20 protein-coding genes and 1 pseudogene are annotated in these 23,203 nt (G+C 65.7%); 16 read left to right on the top strand and 5 right to left on the bottom strand.

Going from position 1 to position 23,203, the window contains the following annotated elements:
• Positions 1–71: 71 nt before the first annotated feature.
• A complete protein-coding gene (locus QW881_RS30305) occupies positions 72–446 on the top strand; it encodes a hypothetical protein (RefSeq protein WP_315754468.1) in 375 nt (124 codons plus the stop codon).
• Between the two features lie 116 nt (positions 447–562).
• Here the strand turns inward: QW881_RS30305 and QW881_RS30300 are convergent, their stop codons facing one another.
• Together QW881_RS30300 and QW881_RS30295 are read right to left on the bottom strand one after the other, a co-directional pair.
• Positions 563–1,756: a polysaccharide deacetylase family protein gene (locus tag QW881_RS30300; protein WP_315754470.1), complete on the bottom strand. Its 1,194-nt coding sequence runs from the start codon at positions 1,754–1,756 to the stop codon at positions 563–565.
• A 240-nt stretch (positions 1,757–1,996) separates the two neighbouring features.
• Entirely contained in the window at positions 1,997–2,833 is an 837-nt protein-coding gene (locus tag QW881_RS30295) for a polysaccharide deacetylase family protein (protein WP_315754472.1), read from the bottom strand.
• 110 nt (positions 2,834–2,943) lie between these two features.
• Between QW881_RS30295 and mgtE the strand changes: the two genes are divergently transcribed.
• From mgtE to QW881_RS30255, 8 genes and pseudogenes are all read left to right on the top strand, one after another.
• The gene (mgtE, locus tag QW881_RS30290; RefSeq protein ID WP_315754474.1) at positions 2,944–4,362 is read left to right on the top strand and encodes a magnesium transporter; all 1,419 of its coding nucleotides are present in this window, start codon (positions 2,944–2,946) and stop codon (positions 4,360–4,362) included.
• Between the two features lie 81 nt (positions 4,363–4,443).
• The gene (locus QW881_RS30285) at positions 4,444–4,719 is read left to right on the top strand and encodes a helix-turn-helix domain-containing protein (protein ID WP_315740344.1); all 276 of its coding nucleotides are present in this window, start codon (positions 4,444–4,446) and stop codon (positions 4,717–4,719) included.
• A 76-nt stretch (positions 4,720–4,795) separates the two neighbouring features.
• Positions 4,796–5,612: pseudogene (locus QW881_RS30280) on the top strand (aldo/keto reductase).
• Positions 5,613–5,773: 161 nt separating this feature from the next.
• On the top strand, positions 5,774–6,646 hold the full coding sequence (locus QW881_RS30275) for a hypothetical protein (protein WP_315754477.1): 873 nt from the start codon (positions 5,774–5,776) through the stop codon (positions 6,644–6,646).
• Between the two features lie 143 nt (positions 6,647–6,789).
• Positions 6,790–7,449: a glutathione S-transferase family protein gene (locus QW881_RS30270; RefSeq protein WP_315754479.1), complete on the top strand. Its 660-nt coding sequence runs from the start codon at positions 6,790–6,792 to the stop codon at positions 7,447–7,449.
• Between the two features lie 239 nt (positions 7,450–7,688).
• Positions 7,689–7,880, top strand: a complete 192-nt coding sequence (locus QW881_RS30265; protein ID WP_315740340.1) for a hypothetical protein — start codon at positions 7,689–7,691, stop codon at positions 7,878–7,880.
• A gap of 298 nt (positions 7,881–8,178) precedes the next feature.
• On the top strand, positions 8,179–9,174 hold the full coding sequence (locus QW881_RS30260) for a hypothetical protein (RefSeq protein ID WP_315754481.1): 996 nt from the start codon (positions 8,179–8,181) through the stop codon (positions 9,172–9,174).
• Positions 9,175–9,197: 23 nt separating this feature from the next.
• Positions 9,198–9,638: a DUF1489 domain-containing protein gene (locus QW881_RS30255; RefSeq protein ID WP_315740338.1), complete on the top strand. Its 441-nt coding sequence runs from the start codon at positions 9,198–9,200 to the stop codon at positions 9,636–9,638.
• Positions 9,639–9,805: 167 nt separating this feature from the next.
• On the opposite strand, the gene panC is transcribed toward QW881_RS30255, so the two are convergent.
• On the bottom strand, positions 9,806–10,657 hold the full coding sequence (gene panC, locus QW881_RS30250) for a pantoate--beta-alanine ligase (protein ID WP_315754483.1): 852 nt from the start codon (positions 10,655–10,657) through the stop codon (positions 9,806–9,808).
• Positions 10,658–10,919: 262 nt separating this feature from the next.
• Here panC and QW881_RS30245 point away from each other — a divergent pair, with 262 nt between their 5' ends.
• The 4 genes from QW881_RS30245 to QW881_RS30230 all read left to right on the top strand — a co-directional run bounded on the left by QW881_RS30245 (position 10,920) and on the right by QW881_RS30230 (position 14,876).
• A complete protein-coding gene (locus QW881_RS30245) occupies positions 10,920–11,843 on the top strand; it encodes a division plane positioning ATPase MipZ (protein WP_315740336.1) in 924 nt (307 codons plus the stop codon).
• Positions 11,844–12,249: 406 nt separating this feature from the next.
• Positions 12,250–13,137, top strand: coding sequence for an alpha/beta fold hydrolase (locus tag QW881_RS30240; RefSeq protein WP_315754484.1), 888 nt, complete (start codon positions 12,250–12,252; stop codon positions 13,135–13,137).
• 153 nt (positions 13,138–13,290) lie between these two features.
• Positions 13,291–14,049: a VWA domain-containing protein gene (locus tag QW881_RS30235; RefSeq protein ID WP_409998060.1), complete on the top strand. Its 759-nt coding sequence runs from the start codon at positions 13,291–13,293 to the stop codon at positions 14,047–14,049.
• Positions 14,050–14,159: 110 nt separating this feature from the next.
• Positions 14,160–14,876: a DnaJ domain-containing protein gene (locus QW881_RS30230; RefSeq protein ID WP_315754567.1), complete on the top strand. Its 717-nt coding sequence runs from the start codon at positions 14,160–14,162 to the stop codon at positions 14,874–14,876.
• A gap of 235 nt (positions 14,877–15,111) precedes the next feature.
• Here the strand turns inward: QW881_RS30230 and QW881_RS30225 are convergent, their stop codons facing one another.
• Positions 15,112–16,860: a D-alanyl-D-alanine carboxypeptidase gene (locus tag QW881_RS30225; RefSeq protein WP_315754486.1), complete on the bottom strand. Its 1,749-nt coding sequence runs from the start codon at positions 16,858–16,860 to the stop codon at positions 15,112–15,114.
• Between the two features lie 429 nt (positions 16,861–17,289).
• Between QW881_RS30225 and QW881_RS30220 the strand changes: the two genes are divergently transcribed.
• Complete coding sequence (locus QW881_RS30220) at positions 17,290–17,631, top strand: phasin family protein (RefSeq protein WP_315718372.1); 342 nt, start codon at positions 17,290–17,292, stop codon at positions 17,629–17,631.
• A gap of 92 nt (positions 17,632–17,723) precedes the next feature.
• Here the strand turns inward: QW881_RS30220 and QW881_RS30215 are convergent, their stop codons facing one another.
• A complete protein-coding gene (locus tag QW881_RS30215; RefSeq protein WP_315754488.1) occupies positions 17,724–19,499 on the bottom strand; it encodes a pilus assembly protein in 1,776 nt (591 codons plus the stop codon).
• Positions 19,500–20,002: 503 nt separating this feature from the next.
• Here QW881_RS30215 and clpS point away from each other — a divergent pair.
• Both clpS and clpA read left to right on the top strand, forming a co-directional pair.
• Entirely contained in the window at positions 20,003–20,335 is a 333-nt protein-coding gene (gene clpS, locus QW881_RS30210; protein WP_006611275.1) for an ATP-dependent Clp protease adapter ClpS, read from the top strand.
• Positions 20,336–20,751: 416 nt separating this feature from the next.
• Positions 20,752–23,139 carry an ATP-dependent Clp protease ATP-binding subunit ClpA gene (gene clpA, locus QW881_RS30205; RefSeq protein ID WP_315754490.1) on the top strand — a complete coding sequence of 796 codons (2,388 nt, stop codon included), beginning with the start codon at positions 20,752–20,754 and terminating at the stop codon, positions 23,137–23,139.
• Positions 23,140–23,203: the final 64 nt, after the last annotated feature.

Raw genomic sequence — 23,203 nt, 5'->3', positions numbered from 1 at the left:
GACGCGGGGGCGAAACGCGTTTCGTGAGTTCTGTCGTCGGCCAGTGATCCGAACATCATGTGGGGGAGCAGATGAACTTCACGGGCCTCGTGTACCGCTTCATCTCGAATTTCGTATTTCTCGCGGCCGTCTATCTCAGCCTGAACTACGTCGAGAAGTACCAGAACCGCGCCGTCCTGGCGCTGGTGGTGCTGATCTATGCCGGCATGCGCGCCGTCACGGTGGTGCGCACCTTCCACTTCTTCGGGCGGATCGAGAAGATGGAGTCGGACGTTCGCCGTCTGGCCGGCATGCTGGGCGACGGGCCGGTGGGGCAGGTTGTCAGCAGGCAGGTGGTGTCCGACGTCGGATCGCTGCGCAAGGACGGCGAGAAGAAGTCCTACATGGACCTGTTCTTCCTGGCGGCCGCCGTCATCCTCTGCGTCAGCAAGCTGGTCTCGAACTGATCGCGCGCACCGCGAGCGGTGTGCATCAGGCCGATCGCCGCGATATCGAGCTCGAGCAGCCGAAGGCGAGGGCGAGCGAATCGTGCCGCATCCCCGCGTGCAACATCTGCGAATGTTCAGCGTCGCCTGAGGCTGGCGAGGCGCAGCGGACGCGGCGCCGGCTTGGCGGCCGCCGCCTTCGGGGCCGGGCTCTCGAGCCGGGCGAGCTGATGCCGCTGCGCCGACAGCGGCGCGACAGGAGGCCATGCGAACAGATTGGGCGCCGGCGCTGCCAAGGCCGGCGCTGCAAGGCGCGGCGCGAGCGGCGGACGCGGCCATGCCGGCTTCTGGGCGCCGTGCGTGATGGCCGCGGGCACGTCGAGAATGCCGAAATCGTCCAGCCTGGCGCGGGCGCGCGTTTCGGCGCCGGCGAGATCGACGGGCGCGATCCTGGGCCAATGCGCCACCGGGGTCTCGTCCGACGGACGATGCACCAGCCAATCCTCGGGCTCGGTCGGCGTCGCCGGCCGGTCCGGCGTTGCCGCCACGACGTGCACGATCTTGTAGTTCTTGGCCTTGAGATCGGCGAGGATCTTGGGCAGCGCCGTGACGGTGCGGGCCTGGATGTCGTGCAGCAGCAGGATGCCCTTGCCGCGCGCCTCCAGCCGCTTCATCGCGAGCTCGTAGACCTTGGCGCCGGAAATGCTGCGCCAGTCGTCGGCCAGGAAATCGGCGCTCCAGACCTGCAGGCCGAGCGAGGCGGCGTAGCTCTCCACGGCGTCGCCGCGCAGCAGGCCGGGCACGCGGAAGAACGGCGACAGCGCGGAGGGATCGGTGAGCGCGGCCTTCGTCCAGGCGATGCCCTGATCGACCTCCGGCTGGACCTGTTCGAGCGTCATCTTGTTGAAGCTCAGCGGATGGTTCTGGCTGTGGGTGCCGATGGCGTGGCCGGCGGCCGCGAGCTTCCTCACGCCCTCGGGATCGGCCTTGGCCTGGCGGCCGATGGTGAAGAACGTCGCCTTGACGCATTGGTCGGCGAGAATCTGCAGCACCCGATTGCTGTATTTCGGCAGCGGCCCGTCGTCGAAGGTGATGACGACCTCGTGATCCTTGAGCGGCAGCGTCTCCTTGTACTGCATCGCGCCCAGGCGCGGATGCTCGCGCGGATCGACCACCAGGACGCGCGACGTGCCGAGCGCGTTCGGGTGTCCGGGACAATCGGCCGCCGATGCGGCTGACGATCCGACACTGGAGGCGACGCAGGCGACGGTGCCCAACAGCACTGCGAGCCATGTTGGCCGTCCGACGCAAGCCCACCGACGATCACGCATCACGCTGCTCACATTCCCTTCACCGTCCCGGCCCCTTCGGCCAGGGTCTTCGACGCTCGATGATGTGTCGCAGCCGCGCGGGACGGGCAAGCGACCGCCAAGACATAGCAGGGATGTTCGGCTGTCGCGAGATGACATCGTTCCGGGTTCCGGTTTGCGCGCGGCTGTTGCCGGATTGCAAGCGGCAGAAATCGCCGCGATCACGGCCGTCGAGCGTAGACAGCGGCCCTGAACGACGGATTAACCACCTTCGTTCGGCGTCGTCGGCGCGGGTGAAGGGCGCTCGCTATGCTGCTCGTGATGCACATCTGCCGGCTGCTTCGGAACCACATGGACCACGCGATAGCCGTGGTTCTTCAGGTAGCGTAGGAACGCGGGCAGCATGGCGACCGTGCGCGGCTGCGGATCGTGCAGCAGGATGATGCCCTTGCGCGCCTGGCTCAGCCGGGTGGTCAGCAGCTTCAGCGTCTGCTGCGGTGACATCGGGTTCCAGTCGCTGGCCCAGAGATCGGCCCCGAACACGACGATGCCGCGCGACTGCAGCAGGTCGAGCGTCGCCGGTGTCGATTCGAAATAGGGGAAGCGGAAGAATGGCGTCGACGGCGTGGTCGTCTCCGCGCCGTTGAGCGCCTTCTCGTCGGCGGCAATGCCGCGATCGATCTCATCGACGGCCTGTTCCGGCGTGATGTGCGCGAGATTCGCATGCGTGAAGCTGTGATGGCCTATGGTGTGGCCTTCGGCCGCGATCTTCCGCACCAGCGCGGCGCGGCGCGACGCAGGCTCGCCGACCAGGAAGAAGGTCGCGCGCACGCATTCCCTGGCGAGCGCGGCGAGCACCTTGTCGGTCATCGGCGGCGACGGGCCGTCGTCGAAGGTCAGCACCACCTCGCCGTCGTGCAGCGGCAGCGTGTCCGGGAAGCTCTTCAGGCCGACGCGCGGATGTGTCGCGGGATCGACGGTGATAATGCGCGACGTGCCGAGCGTACCTTCGTGCGGGCATGCGGCGGGCGCGGCTGCGGCGACGTCAGCCGCAAGCAGCGCCACCACGACGCCGGCCGCGTTTACCCATCCCGTCATCGGTCGCCAAAGCCGCATCTTTTCCCGTTGCGCTCGCTGTTGCCGATTATGTAATGCGTGAAAGCACAAATCAGACCATTTGCTCTGAAATCAAGCGCGTGAGGCACGTCATGAACGAGACATCGGACGTTGCCCATGCTGATGCTACTCTACGCGATCGCGCGCCGATGCGCACCGAATCCGGCGAGATTCGCGCCGAATTCATCGCGGCCATCACGGCGGCTATCGCCGCCGAGGACGAGGCGTTTCTGCGCGCTGAGGTCGCCGAGCTGCACGAGGCCGATCTCGGCGACCTGATCGCGGCGCTCGCGCCGGACGACCGTGTCCGGCTGGTCGAGCTGACCGGCACCGATTTCGACTTCTCGGCGCTGAACGAGGTCGACGACGCGGTCCGCGAGGAGATCCTCGAGGAGCTCGAGCCTGCGACCGTCGCCGAGGGCGTGCGCGAGCTCGAATCCGACGATGCGGTCGAGCTGTTGGAAAGCCTCGACGAGGAGGACAAGGAGGAGATCCTCGAACGCCTGCCGCCGTCGGAGCGCGACGCGCTGGCGCGCAGCCTCGACTATCCCGAGGGCTCGGCCGGCCGCCGCATGCAGAGCGAGGTCATCGCGGTTCCACTGGGCTGGACGGTCGGCGAGGCCATCGACTACATGCGCGAGACGCCGGATCTGCCCGAGCGGTTCTACGAGATCTATGCGGTCGACGACGCACGGCATTGGCAGGGCGCGGTGTCGCTCGATGCGCTGCTGCGCGCCCGCCGTCCGGTTCCGCTGGCCGATCTGATCGACGAGGACCGCCGTCGCGTCACTGTCACCGACGATCTGGCCGAGGTGGCGCGGCTGTTCGGCAAGTACAATCTGGTCGCGGCCCCCGTGGTCGATGCCGATAACCGGCTGGCCGGCGTCATCACCATCGACGACGTGGTCGACGTCATCGAGGAGGAGGCCGACGAGGATTTCAAGGCGCTCGGCGGCGTGTCGGGCGACGAGGAATTGTCCGACAGCGTCTGGACCATCGCAAAGGGGCGCTTCAACTGGCTGCTGATCAATCTCGCCACCGCGTTCCTGGCATCATCGGTGCTCGGCCTGTTCGAGGGCCAGTTGCAGCAGATGGTGGCGCTCGCCGTGCTCGCGCCGATCGTCGCCAGCCAGGGCGGCAATGCCGCGACCCAGACCATGACGGTCGCGGTGCGCGCGCTGGCGACGCGCGAGCTCGGGCCGAACAATGCGATGCGGGTCGTGATCCGCGAGGGGCTGGTCGGGCTCGTCAATGGTCTGGCCTTCGCGCTCGTCACCGGCATCGCCGCCGTGGCGTGGTTCAAGATGCCCGGGCTCGGCATCGTGATCGGGCTTGCGATGATCTCGAATCTCGTCGCGGGGGCGCTCGGCGGCATCCTGATTCCGATGGTGCTCGAACGCGTCCGCGCCGACCCGGCCGTCGCCTCGGGAACCTTCGTCACGACGGTGACCGACGTCGTCGGTTTCTTCTCGTTTCTCGGCATCGCCACGCTGTGGTTCGGCTTGAAATAAGCACAATCCCTGAACGACTTATATCGTTAATCCGGCCTTAACGCGGTTCGGCGAGACTGTCGATCGAGACGGAGTCGGACGATGCAACGCTTGCGGCTGAAGGCAGATGGACGGATCGTGGAGCTGCGTGACGGCGAGGAGATTCCGCTGGCGCCCGCGGCTCCGCTCGAAGTGCGCGACCTCAGGCGGCGGGTGCAGCTGACCCAGCAGGAATTCGCCGCCAAGCTCGGCGTGCCCGTCGAGACCATCCGCAACTGGGAGCAGGGCAAGCGCATGCCGCGCGGCCCGGCGCGCGCGCTGCTCACCGTCATCGCGCACGCGCCCGAGACGGTGTTTGCCGCCTTAGCCAAGACTTAAGCCAAACACGGGTCGTGCGTTGGCAACGCCCAGCGTGTGCCTACATAATGTTGCACGCGCTCTGGAGTGCACGGCCATGCTGATGATCGAGGCCAATGGTGCCGGAATTCCCGCTTTGGGTCTCGGAACCTGGGAGCTGCGCGGGCGCGCCTGCAGCCGCATCGTCGAGCAGGCGCTCATCCTCGGCTACCGGCACATCGACACCGCCCAGGTCTATGAGAACGAGCATGACGTCGGCGAGGGCCTGCGCGCCTCCCGCGTCCGGCGCAACGAGGTGTTCCTGACAACCAAGGTGTGGACCACGCATTTCGCGCCGCACGATCTCGAACGCTCGGCCAAGGAGCCTGGTCCGGCTGCGCGTCTCCGAGGTCGACCTGTTGCTGCTGCACTGGCCCAACCCGCACGTGCCGCTGGCCGAGACGCTCGGCGCGCTGGCGCATGCCAAGACGCTCGGGCTCGCACGCCACGTCGGCGTCTCCAATTTCACGGTTGCCTTGCTCGACGAGGCGGTGGCGGCATCGCCCGAGCCGCTGGTGTGCAACCAGGTCGAGTATCATCCCTATCTCGATCAGACCAAGGTCCGCGAGGCCTGCGCGCGCCATGGCATCGCGCTTGTCGCCTACAGCCCGATCGCCAAGGGCAAGATCAAGAACGATCCGACCTTGACGCGGATCGGCCGCGCCCATGGCAAGAGCCCGGCGCAGATCTGCCTGCGCTGGCTGGTGCAGCAGAACGTCGTGGCGATCCCGCGCACCTCCAAGATCGAGCGGCTGTCCGAGAACCTCGACGTGTTCGATTTCGAGCTCCCGGAGCAGGACATGGCGGACATCTTCGCGATGGGCAGTCCCGAAGGGCGGATGACCAACTTCGCCTTTGCGCCGAAATGGGATTGAGGGCGGCGCCCGCGCCGCTATGCTAGACACCGACATGGCAGGCGCGGCCGGCGGGCCGGATGGCGGCTGGCGCTGCAATCCCTGCCAATGATCGGCGAGACCGCGCGCAGCCCAGGCAATCGGTCCGGCGTTCGGTCAGGAGCGGGCGCAAGTGAAGCAGCATGGAACGTTGGCAGTTCATCCGTTGGGGCATCGCCGCATCGGTGCTCGCGCATCTCCTGATCGCCGGTGGGGTCGTGGTCTCGACCACGGTGCGTCCCTACGAGATTGCCAGGACTGACGAGGTTGCGGTCGACATCGTCGATGCCGACGACCCGCAGAAAACGCCGGTGCCGACGCCGTCGCCATCGCCCGAGCTGACGCTGCCGCCGCCGGCGCCGAGCCCGTCGCCGGCGGCCGCCGCGCCGCCTCCGGCGCCTGAGCCGGCGCAGCCACCGGTGCAGGAGGCGAAGGAGATGCCGAAGCCGCCGTCTCCCTCACCGGCGCAGCCACAGCCTTCGCCGATGCCGCCGTCCAAGGCCGTGAAGACGGCCGCCAAGGCGGAGGCGAAGTCGGCCGCCAAGCCTTTGCCGCCGCCTGTGCCGGCTCCGGCGCCGAGCTATGTGCCGCCCGAGCCCGACATCACGGTGAAATACGGCGTCATGCTGGGCCTGCCGGAGCCGCTTTCGCCGCTGCCGCCGGCAATCGGCCCGGACGATGCCAAGGACGCCGGGCCGGCCGCGACGACCAACCTCGCGGCCAATCTGGAGACGGCGCTGCGTCAGCGGGTCAGGAGCTGCGCCCGTCTTTCGGCTTCGATGTCACCGTCCGACCGGGTCATGGTCAGGCTGCGCTTCGCAATGACGCCCGACGGGCGGCTGGCGACGGAGCCGGAGGTGAGGGAGGTGATCGCACCGCTGAAGGCTGCGCAGCTGAAGGAAAGCGCCGTCGAGGCATTGAACGCCTGCCAGCCTTATTCGATGCTGCCGCGGGATCGCTATGACGAGTGGAAGGTGATCGAGATGTCGTTCACGCCGCAGGACTTCACGCGCTGATCGTGTTGCGCGCAAGGGGACGCAAATCGGAGCAAGTCGCTGTCGACGCGGCCGCCGCCGATCCTGTATGCGTCCTGGAAGGCAAGGCTCCCATGGCCGACACGGCGCGGCCCATGCACGCCTGAACACGGAGACGGCTGGACATGACGCTGAAGCTGGTGATCGGCAACAAGAACTATTCCTCATGGTCGATGCGGCCGTGGCTGGCGCTGCGCGGCTGCGACATCGCCTTCGAGCAGATCGTGATCCCGCTCTACACCGACGATCCCGCCGACAAGGCGCGCATCCTTAAGCATTCCCCGGCCGGCAAGGTGCCGATCCTGATCGATGGCGCGATCAGCGTTTGGGATTCGCTCGCGATCATCGAATATCTCGCCGAGCGTTTCCCGCAAGCGGGGCTGTGGCCCGCCGATGCCGCTGCCCGCGCCCACGCGCGATCGGTCTGCGCGGAGATGCACTCCGGCTTCCCGGCCTTGCGTAACGAATGCCCGATGAACCTCCACCGGCCGGTGCGGCCCGTGGAGCTGTCTGCCGATGCCAAGGCCAACATCGCCCGGATCGAGGACATCTGGCGCGACTGCCGTGCCCGCTACGGCAATGGCGGGCCGTTCCTGTTCGGCCGCTTCGGCGCGGCCGACGCCATGTTCGCGCCGGTGGTCACGCGCTTCCACAGCTTCGCCATTCCGGTCGCCGCCGAGACCCGTGCCTACATGGACACGATGATGGCGATGCCGGAGTTCGCGGCGTGGGTGAAGGACGGACTTGCGGAGAGCTGGATCATCGACCGGGTCGAGAAAGTCTGAACGGCGTCGCCTGTTCACGATATGGTCTGCGGTGGACGAGCGAGCCCCGACGCGCTCGTCCAGGAATACCGCCTACGGCGTCATCCCGTTGAAGACTCTCGCAATCTCCGTGTTTGCCATGTCGTGAGGTCGCTGGTCAGGGCGGGCGGCGGCGTGATATAAGCGCGATATTTATAAAGACACGCCGGCCCGGGCAGCGGGACAAGGGGCTCTTGCCGGCACGCGAGCAGGAGAGGGCGTTGAAACACAAGTTCCCCATTGGATCGACCGTCTATTTTACCGCGAGCAACGTCTCGCGTCCGGCTGCCACCGGCACCTACGAGATCATCCGCCAGCTTCCGACGGAAGACGACGACTGCCAGTATCGGATCAAAAGCTCGACGGAAGCCTTTGAGCGGGTTGCCAGAGAGAGCCAATTGGCCTTGTCTTGAGGATGACGTGCCGCGTCGGCGGAGGCGGCCGCCGGAGACGTAGCCGAAGCGAGAGGGGGAGTTGCCACGCGTTCGGGAGCCGTGGCGCGAGACGCGGACGATTGCTGCGCGATCCCTTTGGGGATAGCGGGTAGCTCCACACCATCCGGCGCCCGCAGGCGCATGGAATCGTCTTATTGTCGTGGTGGGGCCGCAATCGATCGGGTGATCATTTGAATTTGATGATCGTTTCACGGCCGTCCCATGTAGGGACGCCATCGGGCCCGCTTTCGCTGGCCCACGTCAGGAACAAGCGCGCATGAACTCGACCTGGCCTTCCTCGTTGGATCAGCTCTTGAACTCACCGGCGTTCCCGATGTGGCTCACCGTTGCCGCGGCGGGTTTCTTTGCACTGGTCGTGCTGATGACGCTGCTCAGGGCCGAGAAATCGGTCGCCAACGGCGCGCTGACGGTGATCACGCTGCTGGCGGTCGGGATTGCGGTGGCGTCGATGATGCGGAGCCAGGATGCGACCCTGCGTGGCGCCAATGGCGATCCTGCGGCGACCGCCTCCGTCGGCCTCTCGCCACCCGCCCTGGCCTGCGTGGATGATCTCGCCGGCGATCTGGTGCTCGCGAATTGCGAGAAGAGCCTGTTCGGATCGGCCGAGATGACCGCCGCGGCCGTCAGTTATGCGGCGGGCATGCTGAGCCGGCTGTCTCAGGTGGGCGACGTCGCCAGCGCCAACAAGGTGATGACCGCGGAACTGCTGGCGCTGCGCCGCGCCGTCGAGCGCGATCGTTATGGCCTGATGGCCTATGTGCTGCTGACGCGCGACCGCTGCACGCCGAGCGATTGCGTGATGTTCCGTGCCGTGGGCGATCGCCAGCAACTGATGAACAACATGGAAGGGCGGACCTATGAGGGGCTGGTGACGCGCTACGCCTCGCAGTGGAATGCGGCGCCGGGCCAGCCCGTCGCTGGAACCTTTGCGGGACTGGCGCCTCCAGGGCAGGCGCCGTCGGCGCCGAGCGGCAAGCCGACGACGGCGGAATTTCCCAGCTCGGCCAATACCCCGCCGGTCAGCATCATGAATCCCGAGCCGACGGCCTCGACGCGCTCGGTCGCACCGGCAGCCGCTGCGCCGAAGCCGCCGACGCAGCTTGCGCCGTCGCCCGCAGCGCCGCCGACCGTGGCTGCCAGCCACGCCCAGGCGCCGCCGGCGGCCAGGAAGGCCGCACCGAAGCCGAAGCCGGCTGCCGCGGCGCCTCAAGCGGCGCCTGACGCCGCCGAGCCGGCCGCCAACAACGAATAGATCCCGCTGGTCGAACCGCCATCATGCCTCTGCACCTGATCAAGCTCGCCGTCGGCTGCGAGTCCGTGAAAGAGCTGAAGGAGTGGATCGCCGAGCGCATGCTCGCGGCCAAGAAGAAGGGCCTGCCGCAGCAGCACGTCCATGTCACGCGGATGACGCCGAAACGGGTCGAGGACATCCTCGCCGGCGGCTCGCTGTACTGGGTGATCCGCGGTGAGGTCGCCGCGCGCGAGAAGATCGTCGGCATCGAGCCGTTCCGCGACGGCGACGGCATCGGGCGGTGCCGCATCATCATGCAGCCGAAGGTGATCGCGGTGTCGCCGCGGCCGATGCGCCCGTTCCAGGGGTGGCGCTATCTGACCACCGAGGATGCGCCGGCCGATCTCGGCAAGTCCAGTGCGGCGGGGGTCGAAGCCATGCCCGAGCCGCTGCGCCGCGAGCTGCGCGATCTCGGCCTGCTGTAGCCGCTCGATGAGTTGCCGGTGTTGCGCGTGAGCATCTCACGCCGGGGCGGAAATTCAGACTCGATCGCAAGGGCAGAGCGACGCTCCCCAGCGTCAGTTGCCGCTGCCTCTGGCCTTGCGGCGAGGGAGCACTCGCGGTCTTGGTGAGCCGCTGATTTCCCGGCGGCTCAGCCGGCGATATTGTCGATCAGTCGCGTGGTTCCGATCTTGGCCGCGACCAGGATGCGTATCGGTCCTGACTCGTTCGGGGCGATGGGCGCCAGCGTCTCGGCGTGGCGGACCTCGAGATAGTCCAAGGCGAAGCCGGCTTCGGTGATCGCGGCGGCGCCGTCCCCAATCGCGGTCTGTATGTCGTCGCCGGCGCGCAGCCGGGCCGCCAGCTCCTTCAGGACACGGTGCAGCGTCGGCGCCGCCCGCCGCTCGTCTGCAGTGAGGTAGACATTGCGCGACGACATCGCGAGCCCGTCGCGTTCGCGCACCGTACGCGATCCGACGACGCGGACGCCGAGATCGAGGTCGCGCGCCATCTGGGCGACGACGCGGAGCTGCTGATAGTCCTTCTCGCCGAAGATCGCGACGTCCGGCCGGCATTGCGTGAACAGCTTGGCGACCACGGTCGCGACCCCGCCGAAGAAATGCGGACGGAAGCGATCCTCCAGCCCGGCCAATGCCGCGCCTTCCGGCACGACCCGCGTCGCGAAGCCGTCCGGATACATCGCCTTCGCGTCGGGATGCCAGATCAGATCAACGCGCTCGGCCGCAAGTTTCGCAACATCCTCCTTCCAGGTCCGGGGGTAGGAACCGAAATCCTCCGTCGGCGCGAACTGAGTCGGGTTGACGAAGATCGAGACGACCACCTTGTCGGCGCGGCGCTTCGCCAGCCGGACCAGCGAGATGTGGCCTTCATGCAGCGCGCCCATGGTCGGCACGAGCGCGATGCTGGCCTTTCTCGCGCGCAAGCTGTCGAGCTCGCGGCGGAGGGCGGAAACGGTGCGGGCGACGCGAGGGCTTCGTGACATTTTTGCTCGATCTCACAGCGAAAAATTGCGGTTGCTCTGTTCGGCCTTGACGCTCGGGCGACCGCCCTTAACAAGGACGCGACACGCCGCTCAGCATACTTGAATACGCCTGTTAGCACGTCTCCGCGTCCGATGCGGAGTTGGTAAACGCGCGCGTCAAGTAGTAGCGGAGGATGCGTCCCCCGTGGGATTCACGATGACGATGCATTTCACTTGACCGCAGACGACCGTGACTCGAAGATGATCGTAAGAGGTCGACAACATGCTGGTGCAGACTAGCCAAGGACAATCGGGCTCGGCCCACGTGGTTGTGCTTGGAAACGAGAAGGGCGGATCGGGCAAGTCGACCACCGCCCTGCACATTGCCGTGGCACTCCTCAAGGCCGGCCAGCGCGTCGCCACGATCGATCTCGACTGTCGCCAGCAGAGCTTCACCCACTACATCAACAACCGCAGCGCCTGGGCGCGCCGCACCGGCCTGCGCCTTGAGCTGCCCACGCACTACTGCATCCAGCTCGGCCGGACGTTGCAGATCGACGAGAACGAGAACGCCGAGTTCCAGCAGTTCATGGAGGCCGTGAGCGCCGTCGAACGCTCGTTCGATTTCATCGTCATCGATACGCCCGGCAACGACAGCTACCTGATGCGCCTGGCGCATTCGATGGCGGATACGCTGGTCACGCCGATCAACGACAGCTTCCTCGACTTCGACGTGCTGGGAACGGTCGATCCGGCGACCTATGCCGTGACCGGCGAGAGCCACTATGCGGAGATGGTGCGTGACGTCCGGCGCAAGCGCCGCCAGGTGGACGGTGCGATGACCGACTGGATCGTGGTCCGCAACCGGCTGTCGATGCTCGGCTCCCGCAACAAGCAACTGGTCGCCGACGGCCTCAAGGATCTGTCGCTGCGGCTCGGCTTTCGCGCCATCGACGGCTTTGCCGAACGCGTCGTCTATCGCGAGTTCTTCCCGCGCGGACTGACCGCGCTCGACGACATCGACGAAGCGACCCTGGGCACCCGCCCCAATCTCGGCCACGTCACGGCCCGGGAGGAGGTCACCAGCCTGCTGCGGCAGCTCAAGCTGCCGCTGGACGAGCGCGGCCGCCGCCGCGCCGCGAACCGCGCCGAATGGTTCGCCCAGGTCGACAAGCCGCTCGACCTGCACGACATCATCAGCGCCTGAATACCGTCCGCAGTCCGGCGAAGCCGCGCCTGAGACATTGTGTGCGTTGAACGTGCGCCCGCCGCTTGGTTAACAATCCGCGTGAAAGGGGGGGGTACGGCGCGTTCAGCCTGCTTGGGGCGGACGAGGAAGATTTGTCTCAGGTCAACGCCGCGGCTGCCAACTTCGCTAGATTATCGTCAAATTCATGACTGATTTGAACCTGACGTTCAGGGCTCAAGTTACAGAGACGGGCGACGGAACCCGCTATGCTGCACAGCAACTAGGTGCGGCGCACAACGAACGGGCGACCGATACACAACATTTGGTCTTCCTGTCACAGCGCCGTTACATATATTAAACAGAACGGGTCGCGAGAGTCTTACAGGTTCAAAACTACCTTTGATTGTGCTCCCGAGGGACGAACATGAAGCGTGGAATAACCGTTCTTGTGTCTGTCAGCGTGCTGGCGGCCGTCGGCTACTTCACCGCGAGCAAGTGGGCGATCCGGCACGAGACCATCAGGTTCTATGACGCCTCGCGCGACAACCGTCTGGTCGAAGTCGCCGTGGCCGTCCGCCGCGACAAGGAGATGCAGGCCGAAGCCGGCATGGTCAAGCTGCCGGTCGCGATCCTCAATCACGGCAACACCGTCAAGTTCACCGAGTACTCGTTCCTGGCCAACGTATTTGCTGCGCGCGGCTACGTGGCGGTCAGCATCCAGCACGACCTGCCGACCGATGCGCCGATGGTGACGAAGGTCGGCGAGCCCTATGTCGGCCGCCTGCCGCAGATCCAGCGCGGCGTCGCCAACATCCGGTTCGCCGTCGAGCAGATGCGCGAAGTGCAGCCGAACGCCGACTATGATCATCTGACGATGGTTGGTCATTCGATGGGCGGCGACATCTCGATGTATTTCGCCAAGCAGTATCCCGAAGACGTCCGGAAGGTCGTCACGCTCGACAACCTCCGCGTCCCGTTCGTCACCGACGGCAAGTTCAAGATCCTGTCGTTCCGTTCGAAGGACCCGCAATTCAAGACCGATCCCGGCGTGATCCCGAGCGACGACATCTGCGAGAAGGAAGGCATCACGGTCGTCAACACGGACTTCCAGCACAACGACATGCGCGACACCGGACCCGACGACGCCAAGTCGTCGATCCAGGCCATGCTGGACAAGTTCCTCGCCGACAGCGACAGCAGCAGCGACATCGGGCCGGTCAAGACCAAGACACCATTGCTCGATCCGGGGCCCGTCGCGCCTTATGCGCCGGTCGGCAAGACCGCGACGCCGGCCAAGCCGCTGACGCATTGAGCGCGCAAGCCGGGATGCACGCCAGCCTCGCCTGACCCTTGCCGCCCACCACGACCGGCGGAATGAACGGCGTATGCGGCAGATGGGCCGCTGCCGTCATTGACGCTGTTCGTCCGGCTGCCCACATGATGCGCGTCCGAGCAAGGTGCGCGTATGGTCGATCGTCGTACGAAGCCAGGTTCTGCGCCGATGACCTCGGCCGACGATGGCTCGCGCCAGCAACGGTTGCCGGACGATGCGCGCTCCACGGCAGACGCCGTTGCGGCGTTCGTCGCGCAGGCCAAGGCCATGGCTCCTGCAGCTCAGGGAACCAGAGGTCGTCTCGTCTTTGCGCTTGATGCGACCCTGAGCCGCCAGCCGACCTGGGACATGGCCTGTGCCCTGCAGGCCGACATGTTTCGCGAGGCCGCCGCACTCGGCAGCCTGGATATCCGGTTGGTGTACTATCGGGGCTTCGATGAATGCCGCGCCACTGGCTGGATCTCCGACAGCGCTGAGCTCGCCCGGCTGATGGGCAAGATCGATTGCCGCGGCGGCCAGACCCAGATCGGCAAGGTTCTTGCCGAGGCGCGACGCCATGCGACAGCGTCTGGAATCCGCGCCGTCGTGTTCGTTGGCGACGCGATGGAGGAGAATGTCGACGTGCTCTGCGCAAAGGCCGGCGAGCTCGGGCTGTTGAAGGTCCCGCTGTTCATGTTCCAGGAGGGCAATGAGCCCGCGGCCGAGCAGGCTTTTCGCGAGATGGCGCGGCTGTCGGGGGGAGCATGGTGCCGCTTCGATCCCGGCGCATCCGCGCAGTTGCGCGATCTTCTGCGCGCCGCCGCGGCCTATGCTGCCGGTGGTCGCGCGGCGCTGCTCCGGCTCGCCGGCTCCGAAGCGGGCGCGGCACGCCTGATCGGGCAGATGAAGTAGAGATCGATCTCGGCCGCCGCCAATATCAAGCCCGGCGCACCGGCTCGAGCCTGCCGGTCGCGTACGCAGCCGATCATGCTTTTTGTCCCGACACGCCCTATATTCGGATCATGACACTGATCGCTGGCGCCGTCGCCGTCATCACCCTTTATCTGTTGCTGCAGATGTTCCGGAACGCGAATCCGGCGGCGCTGGCGCGCGCGCTCAAGTTTGCCGGCGGCATCGGCTGCCTTGCGGTGGCAGCCTTCACCGGCCTCCGCGGCGAGCTGGTGGTGGCGATCCCGATCGGGCTGTTCGGGGCGGGATTGCTCGGCTGGTCACCGGGTGGGCTCGGCAATGTCGGCAGCATGTTCGGGCTGGGTGGGCAGCGCTCGTCCGGTCAGAACTCGCGGGTGCGCTCGCAATTCATCGAGATGGTGCTCGATCACGACAGCGGGCAGATGCAGGGCCGTTTCGTCGCCGGTGTCCATGCCGGCCGGTCGCTGGACGAGTTCGATCTGCCGCAGCTCGCCGCGATGACGCCGAGCCTCGATGCCGACAGCGTCGCTCTACTTGAAACTTATCTGGACCGCCGGTTTCCCGCTTGGCGTCAGCACGCGGAGCGCGATGCGGCAGGGCGGCAGGGACGCGCGGCGTCGAGCTCCAAAATGACGGAAGAGGAGGCCTATCAGATCCTTGGCCTGCAGCCGGGCGCGGGGCGAGACGAGATCGGTCGGGCCCACCGTGCGCTCATGAAGAAACTGCATCCCGACCAAGGGGGGTCGACGTACCTCGCCGCCCGGGTGAACGAGGCCAAGGATACTCTGCTTCGTACGCATCACGGCTAACTCCGGCAACGCCACCAACGCCACAACACCGAACCCGCTTTCAACGCAACTTTGTCGACGCCTGCGGCTCTCGCCCTTGCCAGGCACGATCGTTCGTCATGGTGAAAAAGTTCTAGCGGCAAATCCTTGACGAGTGGTTTGCAGCCGTGCGTCCCGTCATCGATCGCATGGTCCTCAAACGAAAAGGCCCGCGCTGTGTCGCGCGGGCCTCATCGGAACAGGATCGGTGCCGGCGTTAGTTGTGCACGGTCATGCAGGAGATGTCGGCGCGCTTCAGCTTCTTGCAGACGGCCTCGGCCTGATCACGATCGAGTCCTGCGAAGCGGGCGCGGATCAGGGTCTTGTCACCCTTCGCGACCGTCTCGGTGAAGGGATCGGCCTTGCTGAGGAGGCCTTGCGCCGAGCTGCGGGCCGCCTCGATCCGCTTCTGGGCCTCGGCCTCGTTGTCCAGCGCACCGACCTGGATGATCCAGCCGCTCCGCGTCACGGAAGGCTTGCTCGGAAGCTCCGCCGCGGCGCTCGCGGAGGCGATCTGCGTCGGTGCCGGCTGGGCCGGAGGCGCCGCATAGGCCATGGCCTGCGACGAGCCTGCCGGCAGGCTGGAGGCAGGCAGCACGCCGAGAATGCCGTTGCCGGTGCCATGGCCCGGCGGCTGCGGCGGCATGTCGGGACGGGGGGCCTCGGCGCGGGTGATCGGCGGCGCCGGCTCGATGGCCTCGACGCGCTGAGCGAAGGGCGCGGGAGCAGGGGCGGCCGGCTGCGGCGCGGCGGTCGCGAGCTTGACCGCGCCGGCCTTGACCTGGACCGTCCTGACCTTGACCGGCTTCATCGGCTCGGTCGAGCCGGGAACGATCGACATCGGCTGGCTCTGGATCACACCGGAGGTCATCGGCGCCGGCTCGACCTTGGCCTCTCGCGGTGCCGCCGGCGGCAGGGCCGCGGTGGCTTCCGAGAGGGTCGAGATGATCTTGGAGGCGCGGCTCGGGGCCGGCGTCTCCGGCGCCGCGGAGGCGAGCTGCACCGTGCCCTGGTTCGGATCGCCGCCGTCGGAGCCGCCGCGCTCGCCGATCGCCGCCACGGTGCGCCGGGTCGCGCCCTTGTCGAGGTTTTCGGCAAGCAGGTTGCGCATGATGGCGTCGCGCGAGCCGCCGCTGCGGCCGCCGAGCACGACGCCGACCAGGTGGCGGTTGCCGCGGCGCAGCGAGGTCACGATGTTGAAGCCGGAGGCGCGGGTATAGCCGGTCTTGATGCCGTCGATGCCCTCGACATTGCCGAGAAGATGATTGTGGTTGCGGATCGACTGGCCGCGATAATTGAATACCACCGTCGAGAAATAGCGATAGTAGCGCGGGAAGCGGTCCTGGATCGCGCGGCCCAGGATCGACTGGTCGCGCGCCGTCGTGATCTGCGCGTCGGCGGGGAGGCCGGAGGCGTTCACATAGGTGGTGCGGCTCATGCCGAGCGAGCGCGCCTTGCGCGTCATCATCTTGGCGAACTCGTCCTCGTCGCCGCCGATCGCCTCCGCGATGACCACGGCGGCGTCGTTGGCCGACCGCGTCACCAGGCCCTTGATCGCGTCCTCGACGCGGATCGTCTGACCGGGGCGCAGGCCGAGCTTGGTCGGCGACTGCTCGGAGGCGTGCTCGGACACCGGCATCTCGGTATCGAGCTTCATCTTGCCGGAATCGAGTCGCTCGAAAAGCAAATAGAGCGTCATGATCTTGGTGAGCGAGGCGGGGTGCCGCGAGGCGTCGGGATTGGTCGCCGTCAGCGTCGCGCCGGAATTGCCATCGACGACGATCGACGCGAACGCCGGGCTGTAGCTGCCCTCGTCATTATGGGGCGAGTGCCGCGCGTGATGCTGCCGATGGCGCCGACGCGCCTCCGCGCTGTCGACCGTGACCACTGCTGCCGTCGCGAGGGTGATCAGTCCGTAGACGCCAACTCGCAACAGGCGCGAGGAAGCCATTTGTTTGCGAAGCATGAAATCCCCGTCCAATTTCTGACGTGATCACCGGCTCGTAAGGCGAAATTGTGCCGAACGCCCCCGTAACCGTGCCTGTCGGACCTCCCGATCGCGCCATGACGCTGCCAAGCATCGAAGGGCTCGAACTGAGGTTTTGTTAAGACGCTGTTTTAGAACAGCTTTACGGTTCGGCCGACGCTGGCCGGGACCACCGGAGAGGTTAGGACGGTCGAGTTGCCAAAGGATTAAAGAAACCTTGCGCCGATGGTCGGTATTTCCGCCGAGCTGGCCCGGGTTGGGGCGCCTGACGGTGCATCGAGACCGCAATGCCCGCGATGGTGCATTGCACAAGATTCTTGATTTTTTTGTGCGCTGCACTATATCATGGATGCGTCAGGGAGCCGGGGCTTCCCTGAGGGCGCTCAAAATCAGGGAAAGGAATGCCACATGTTTAAGGTTGAAGACTTTCAGAACTACGGCAAAGAGCAGTTCGAGACCGTCGTGAACTCCGCGACCACTGTGCAGAACGGGCTCCAAGCCATCGCCACCGCGTATGGCGACTACACCAAGAAGTCGTTCGAGGACACCAAGTCGTTCGTCGAGAAGCTCCAGGGCGTGAAGTCGCTCGACAAGGTGCTCGAGGTGCAGACCGAGTTCGCCAAGTCGGCCTACGAGACCTTCGTCGCCGATTCGCAGAAGATCGCCGGGCTGTATTCGGATCTCGCCAAGCAGGCGTTCAAGCCGCTGGAAGGCATCGCCGCCAAGTTCACCCCGCCGGCCGCGCACTGACCGTTCGCGCCCTGTAGGGAGCACAAAGCCCGGCTTGCGCCGGGCTTTTTTGTTGGCTGAAGGCGGAGCGCTGTCGGTGCCCGGCGCTTCTGTTATTTGGCAACCCGCAGCTTCGACAATGCGGTGCCGATCGAGTTGAACGTGGTCACGATCTGGCTCGAACTCGTCAGCATGTAGAACTTGTCGGGACTGCTGGCGCAGTTCTGCAGCACGGCCGAGGTCGGATCGGCGGGCGAGCTCGTGTTCACCTGGATCGTGTAGATCGTGTACATCGCGTTGCCCTTCGAATCCTTGGTGTTCTTCAGGTTCGAGCAGAGCAGGGCCTGGCGCGCGTCGATCGGGTTGCCCGAGGCTTGCGACGAGCCGTTGCCGTATTCGGGCCAGCGGTCCTCGGTGTTCAGGCCGTCCGACAGCAGGATGATGACGCGATTGTAGGTGGTGTTGACGTCCTCCGCCGGCGCGGCCAGCACGCCGTTCGGAATCAGCGACTGCACGGCCCAGGCAAGTCCGATCGCCTGATTGGTGCCGCCGGTGGGCTGCATGGCGTTGACGGCGCTCTTCAGCGAGCTCCAATTGTAGCTGAGCGGCACGATCTCCGCGAGCTTGGTCGAGGCCGTGCTGCTGCAGTACTGGGTGCTGTTCTCCATGTGCTGGTTGGCCGGGAACAGCGTCGTCACGTCGGAGGTCGCGGGCGACACGGCATTCGCGTCATTCGGCTGGGTGCGGTCGGCGACGCAGCCGGTCCAGGTGCTCTTGGTGTTGGCGATCCAGGTGTGCGTGAAGGTGTTGACCTTGCACACCGTGCTGGATCCGCTTCCCGTGCAACTGCACGTGTTGTTCGGAAGATTGCTGCCGCTGGTCGGGCAGCTGCAGTAGCTGCCGGTGCACCAGTTCACCCGCGTGCTGGTCTGCACGCTGTCCCAGCAGCCGTTGTAGTAGCTGTGCGAGGCGGAGTCGTAGCCCGGGCAGATGTACCCGTTGTAGGTCCCGCTCGACGGGATCTTGGAGGCGCTGGAGCTGCCGGTCGCCGGGCCGCTGGTGCAGGAGAAGTAGGGGAAGCCGTTGCCGGACTTGAATGGACAGGAAGATCCCGGTCCCACCATATCCCATTGGGATTGCGTGAAACTGCCGTTCGGGATTGCGGCCTGATAGGAGCCATTGGCGGGCTGGATCGTGGGCGGATTCTGCCAGTCGGTCCAGTCGATCCAGTCCTTGGCGTAGTTGCTGGCGCCGACGTTCACGACCTTGGCGAATGGAACGACCGAGATGTAGACGTCGCCCGGGGTCTTGGCGAGGGCGCTGAGCTGGTCGATCAGCCCGCCGCTGCCGGCCACGGCGTTCTGCAGCGCGGACATCTTGCCGCTGGACGCCATCGAGCCGGTATTGTCGAGCGCGAGCGCCACCCGCATCTTCACGTCGCCCCAGGTCGATGTCGTTTTGACGCCGAAGTCCATGGTCGGAAAGCCGGCGATCTTCATGAACTGGGTGACGATCTGACCGGAGGCCGACAATTGGATGTTGGAGGCCGATGAGCTGGTCGAGGAGGTATAGCTGGCCGTCACGGTGACGTTCTGTGCGTCCGTGCTGGTGTAGAGCGCCTTGAAATAGGCGCTTGCCTTGGTTCCGACGTCGGCTGCGCTGATGGTGCCCTGCGCCAGGTCGCGCGACAGCATCAGCGAGGTGGAGTCGAGCGCGGCCTGCATCGACGACCGCGCGGCGTTCAGCCGGCTGTAGTCGACGCCTGCGCCGACGAAGGCCAGGATAGGGACGAGCGAGATGGCGAACAGCACGGAGATGTTGCCACCGCGGTCGCAGGCGAACCGTCGGGCGGCGCGGCGGCAGAATCGAATGAAGGAGACATCGGTCATGTCGCTCACCAATTATGGTTTTCTGCAGGTGTTTTCGGTTCGGCTTCGTCAAGGACGGGTAAATCGAAACCGCGAAACACCGGGCCAATGCCCGCAGCGTGGCGCCGCGCCCGCAACCGAGCTGGTTCCCTGTCAATGCCCGCTGAATGGGCTTTGTAAAATGCGGCCGGTTTGATTAACCTTGCACCTCATCGCCGGGGCAGGGAATCGGTCCTGCCGGAGCGTCGGTCCGTCCTGGGCCTGCGCTTGCGGCAAACCGGTTGCTGACCCATATTCCTGGCGTCGGTCCGACCGGACCGGTCGGCTGGGACAGGCGATCTGGAAAGCAGGACCGGGTGGCGGAAAGCGGCCCGGCAGGGGACAGGTCGGGGCAACCCTTATTGAGCAACCCTCCAAGTTGAGCGACCCTCCAAGGGAAACTCTTTATTGGGGGCCTCGCAGCCATATCTAACGCGTGCAAGATGTCGCAGCCAACTTCCAGATTGAACCGATCCGCGCCCAGGATGAGCAATAACGACAACAAGTCTGGTGGCACCGGTGGCCCGGCAACGTCCGTGATCACCAAGGTCAAGCCGAAGACCAAGCGCCCCAACCTCTACCGCGTCCTGATCCTGAACGACGATTACACGCCGATGGAGTTCGTCGTTCACGTCCTGGAGAAGTTCTTCAACAAGGACGTCGAGGCCGCGACCAAGATCATGCTCCACGTGCACCACCACGGCATCGGGGAGTGCGGCGTCTTCACCTACGAGATCGCCGAGACCAAGGTGACGCAGGTGATGGACTTCGCCCGCAAGCACCAGCATCCGTTGCAGTGTGTGATGGAGAAGAAATAGCCGGCTCCCTCCGCGAAGAGAGCCGCCGACGCGTGCAATAGCGCGCCAGAGGCCGGGGGCTCCGGCTGCTCAGGCGCGCCGGAGAAGTGGCGGTGGCGAATCGGAATCGCAAGTCGCCGCAGATGCAAATTGCTGCAGACGAGGTCGGCGCAATCCGGGCAGTTTCACGTTTCGCCCGAAGAATTACGGCCGCTCCGGTCCTTATCTCTCCGCGCTGGACCGCCTGCGCCGTTCGGTTGTCGCAAGCCCGATTTGCCGCAATCGGAACGGGTTTTGCATTGACGATCCGGTGAACCCGTAATCGAGCGGCTCGGCCGGTCTTTTGTCGCACTCGGTTATAACTATATTTGACGAAGGTTGTTGTTGCCTGACCGGGCGGCGGCGATCATGATGGCAAGGGGCCACAGAGGACGCGCATGCCGACTTTTTCTCAAAGCCTTGAACAATCCCTGCATCGTGCGCTGGCGATCGCCAACGAGCGTCATCATCAATACGCGACACTGGAACACCTCCTTCTGTCCTTGATCGATGACTCCGATGCAGCGGCCGTGATGCGCGCATGCAGCGTCGACCTCGACAAGCTGCGCGGCAGTCTCGTGAACTACCTCGAAACCGAGTTCGAAAATCTGGTCACGGACGGCAGCGACGACGCCAAGCCGACCGCAGGTTTCCAGCGCGTGATCCAGCGCGCCGTGATCCACGTTCAGTCGTCGGGCCGCGAAGAGGTGACCGGCGCCAACGTGCTGATCGCGATCTTCGCCGAGCGTGAGAGCCACGCCGCGTATTTCCTGCAGGAGCAGGACATGACGCGCTACGATGCCGTGAACTACATCAGCCACGGCATCGCCAAGCGTCCTGGTGTCTCCGAAGCGCGCCCGGTTCGCGGCGTCGACGAGGAGACCGAGGCCAAGGGCAACGAGGACTCCAAGAAAAAGGGCGAGGCGCTGGAAACCTATTGCGTCAATCTCAACAAGAAGGCGCGTGACGGCAAGATCGATCCGGTCATCGGCCGCAACTCCGAGATCAACCGCGCCATCCAGGTGCTGTGCCGGCGCCAGAAGAACAACCCGTTGTTCGTCGGCGAAGCCGGCGTCGGCAAGACCGCGATCGCCGAAGGCCTGGCCAAGCGCATCGTCGACAGCGAAGTGCCCGAGGTGCTGGCGGCGGCGACCGTGTTCTCGCTCGACATGGGCACCTTGCTCGCGGGCACGCGCTATCGCGGCGACTTCGAGGAGCGCCTGAAGCAGGTCCTCAAGGAGCTCGAGGCGCATCCGAACGCGATCCTGTTCATCGACGAGATCCACACCGTGATCGGTGCGGGCGCGACGTCGGGCGGCGCCATGGATGCGTCCAACCTGCTCAAGCCGGCGCTGGCCTCGGGCTCGATCCGCTGCATGGGTTCGACGACCTACAAGGAGTACCGCCAGCACTTCGAGAAGGACCGCGCGCTGGTGCGCCGGTTCCAGAAGATCGACGTCAACGAGCCGTCGGTCGAGGATGCGATCGCGATCCTGAAGGGCCTGAAGCCGTATTTCGAGGATTACCACCGCCTGAAATACACCAACGAGGCCATCGAGGCCGCGGTGCAGCTGTCGTCGCGCTACATCCATGACCGCAAGCTGCCGGACAAGGCGATCGACGTGATCGACGAATCCGGCGCGGCGCAGATGCTGCTGGCCGAGAACAAACGCAAGAAGACGATCGGCATCAAGGAGATCGAGACCACGATCGCCACGATGGCGCGGATCCCGCCGAAGAGCGTGTCGAAGGACGACGCCGAGGTGCTCAAGCATCTCGAGCAGACCCTGAAGCGCGTGGTGTTCGGCCAGGACAAGGCGATCGATTCGCTGTCGGCCTCGATCAAGCTGGCCCGTGCCGGCCTGCGCGAGCCGGAGAAGCCGATCGGCTGCTATCTGTTCTCGGGTCCGACCGGCGTCGGCAAGACCGAGGTCGCCAAGCAGCTCGCCTCGACCCTGGGCGTCGAGCTGCTGCGCTTCGACATGTCGGAGTACATGGAGCGGCACACGGTGTCGCGCCTGATCGGCGCGCCTCCCGGCTATGTCGGCTTCGACCAGGGCGGCCTCTTGACCGACGGCGTCGACCAGCATCCGCATTGCGTGGTGCTGCTGGACGAGATCGAGAAGGCGCATCCGGATCTCTACAATGTGCTGCTGCAGATCATGGATCACGGCCGGCTCACCGACCACAATGGCAAGCAGGTCAACTTCCGCAACGTGATCCTGATCATGACCACGAATGCAGGCGCGGCCGACATGGCCAAGCAGGCGTTCGGCTTCCATCGCTCGAAGCGGGAAGGCGACGACCACGAGGCGATCAACCGGCAGTTCGCGCCGGAATTCCGCAACCGGCTCGACTCCATCGTCTCGTTCGCGCACCTCAACGTCGAGGTGATCGGCATGGTGGTCGAGAAGTTCGTGCTGCAGCTCGAGGCCCAGCTCGCCGACCGCGACGTCACGATCGAGCTGTCGGAGCCGGCCAAGAGCTGGTTGATCCAGCACGGCTATGACGAGCAGATGGGCGCACGGCCGATGGGCCGCGTGATCCAGGAGCACATCAAGAAGCCGCTGGCCGACGAGGTGCTGTTCGGCAAGCTGAAGGGCGGCGGGCACGTCCGTGTCGTCCTCGTCAAGGACGAATCCGGCGTCGAGGAGAAGATCGGCTTCGAGTTCGTCGAGGGCCCCGTCACGCCGAAGTCCGAAGTTCCGGCCGCGCGCAAGCGCAAGCCGAAGTCCGGCGGTGGCTCGAAGGGGCCGGCGCCGAAGGGACCGCTGGTCAAGGCGTAAGCCTGACGCTACGAGATGACTACGAAAGGCCGGCCATCGCGCCGGCCTTTTTCCTTGACGCGAG

Source organism: Bradyrhizobium sp. SZCCHNS3016, assembly GCF_032484535.1.
GTDB lineage: Bacteria > Pseudomonadota > Alphaproteobacteria > Rhizobiales > Xanthobacteraceae > Bradyrhizobium.
The sequence above is the reverse complement of the archived record's forward strand: the minus strand, read 5'-3'. Positions and strand labels throughout refer to the sequence as shown.

Excerpts from the sequence above, each read along its gene's own strand:
- clpS (WP_006611275.1), top strand. The coding sequence starts at position 20,003 with ATGAGCAATAACGACAACAAGTCTGGTGGCACCGGTGGCCCGGCAACG.
- QW881_RS30300 (WP_315754470.1), bottom strand. The coding sequence starts at position 1,756 with ATGCGTGATCGTCGGTGGGCTTGCGTCGGACGGCCAACATGGCTCGCA.
- QW881_RS30285 (WP_315740344.1), top strand. The coding sequence starts at position 4,444 with ATGCAACGCTTGCGGCTGAAGGCAGATGGACGGATCGTGGAGCTGCGT.
- QW881_RS30295 (WP_315754472.1), bottom strand. The coding sequence starts at position 2,833 with ATGACGGGATGGGTAAACGCGGCCGGCGTCGTGGTGGCGCTGCTTGCG.
- QW881_RS30275 (WP_315754477.1), top strand. The coding sequence starts at position 5,774 with ATGGAACGTTGGCAGTTCATCCGTTGGGGCATCGCCGCATCGGTGCTC.
- QW881_RS30225 (WP_315754486.1), bottom strand. The coding sequence starts at position 16,860 with ATGCTTCGCAAACAAATGGCTTCCTCGCGCCTGTTGCGAGTTGGCGTC.
- QW881_RS30220 (WP_315718372.1), top strand. The coding sequence starts at position 17,290 with ATGTTTAAGGTTGAAGACTTTCAGAACTACGGCAAAGAGCAGTTCGAG.
- clpA (WP_315754490.1), top strand. The coding sequence starts at position 20,752 with ATGCCGACTTTTTCTCAAAGCCTTGAACAATCCCTGCATCGTGCGCTG.
- QW881_RS30245 (WP_315740336.1), top strand. The coding sequence starts at position 10,920 with ATGCTGGTGCAGACTAGCCAAGGACAATCGGGCTCGGCCCACGTGGTT.
- QW881_RS30235 (WP_409998060.1), top strand. The coding sequence starts at position 13,291 with ATGGTCGATCGTCGTACGAAGCCAGGTTCTGCGCCGATGACCTCGGCC.
- QW881_RS30215 (WP_315754488.1), bottom strand. The coding sequence starts at position 19,499 with ATGACCGATGTCTCCTTCATTCGATTCTGCCGCCGCGCCGCCCGACGG.
- QW881_RS30255 (WP_315740338.1), top strand. The coding sequence starts at position 9,198 with ATGCCTCTGCACCTGATCAAGCTCGCCGTCGGCTGCGAGTCCGTGAAA.
- panC (WP_315754483.1), bottom strand. The coding sequence starts at position 10,657 with ATGTCACGAAGCCCTCGCGTCGCCCGCACCGTTTCCGCCCTCCGCCGC.
- QW881_RS30305 (WP_315754468.1), top strand. The coding sequence starts at position 72 with ATGAACTTCACGGGCCTCGTGTACCGCTTCATCTCGAATTTCGTATTT.
- QW881_RS30240 (WP_315754484.1), top strand. The coding sequence starts at position 12,250 with ATGAAGCGTGGAATAACCGTTCTTGTGTCTGTCAGCGTGCTGGCGGCC.
- QW881_RS30230 (WP_315754567.1), top strand. The coding sequence starts at position 14,160 with ATGACACTGATCGCTGGCGCCGTCGCCGTCATCACCCTTTATCTGTTG.
- QW881_RS30260 (WP_315754481.1), top strand. The coding sequence starts at position 8,179 with ATGAACTCGACCTGGCCTTCCTCGTTGGATCAGCTCTTGAACTCACCG.
- mgtE (WP_315754474.1), top strand. The coding sequence starts at position 2,944 with ATGAACGAGACATCGGACGTTGCCCATGCTGATGCTACTCTACGCGAT.
- QW881_RS30270 (WP_315754479.1), top strand. The coding sequence starts at position 6,790 with ATGACGCTGAAGCTGGTGATCGGCAACAAGAACTATTCCTCATGGTCG.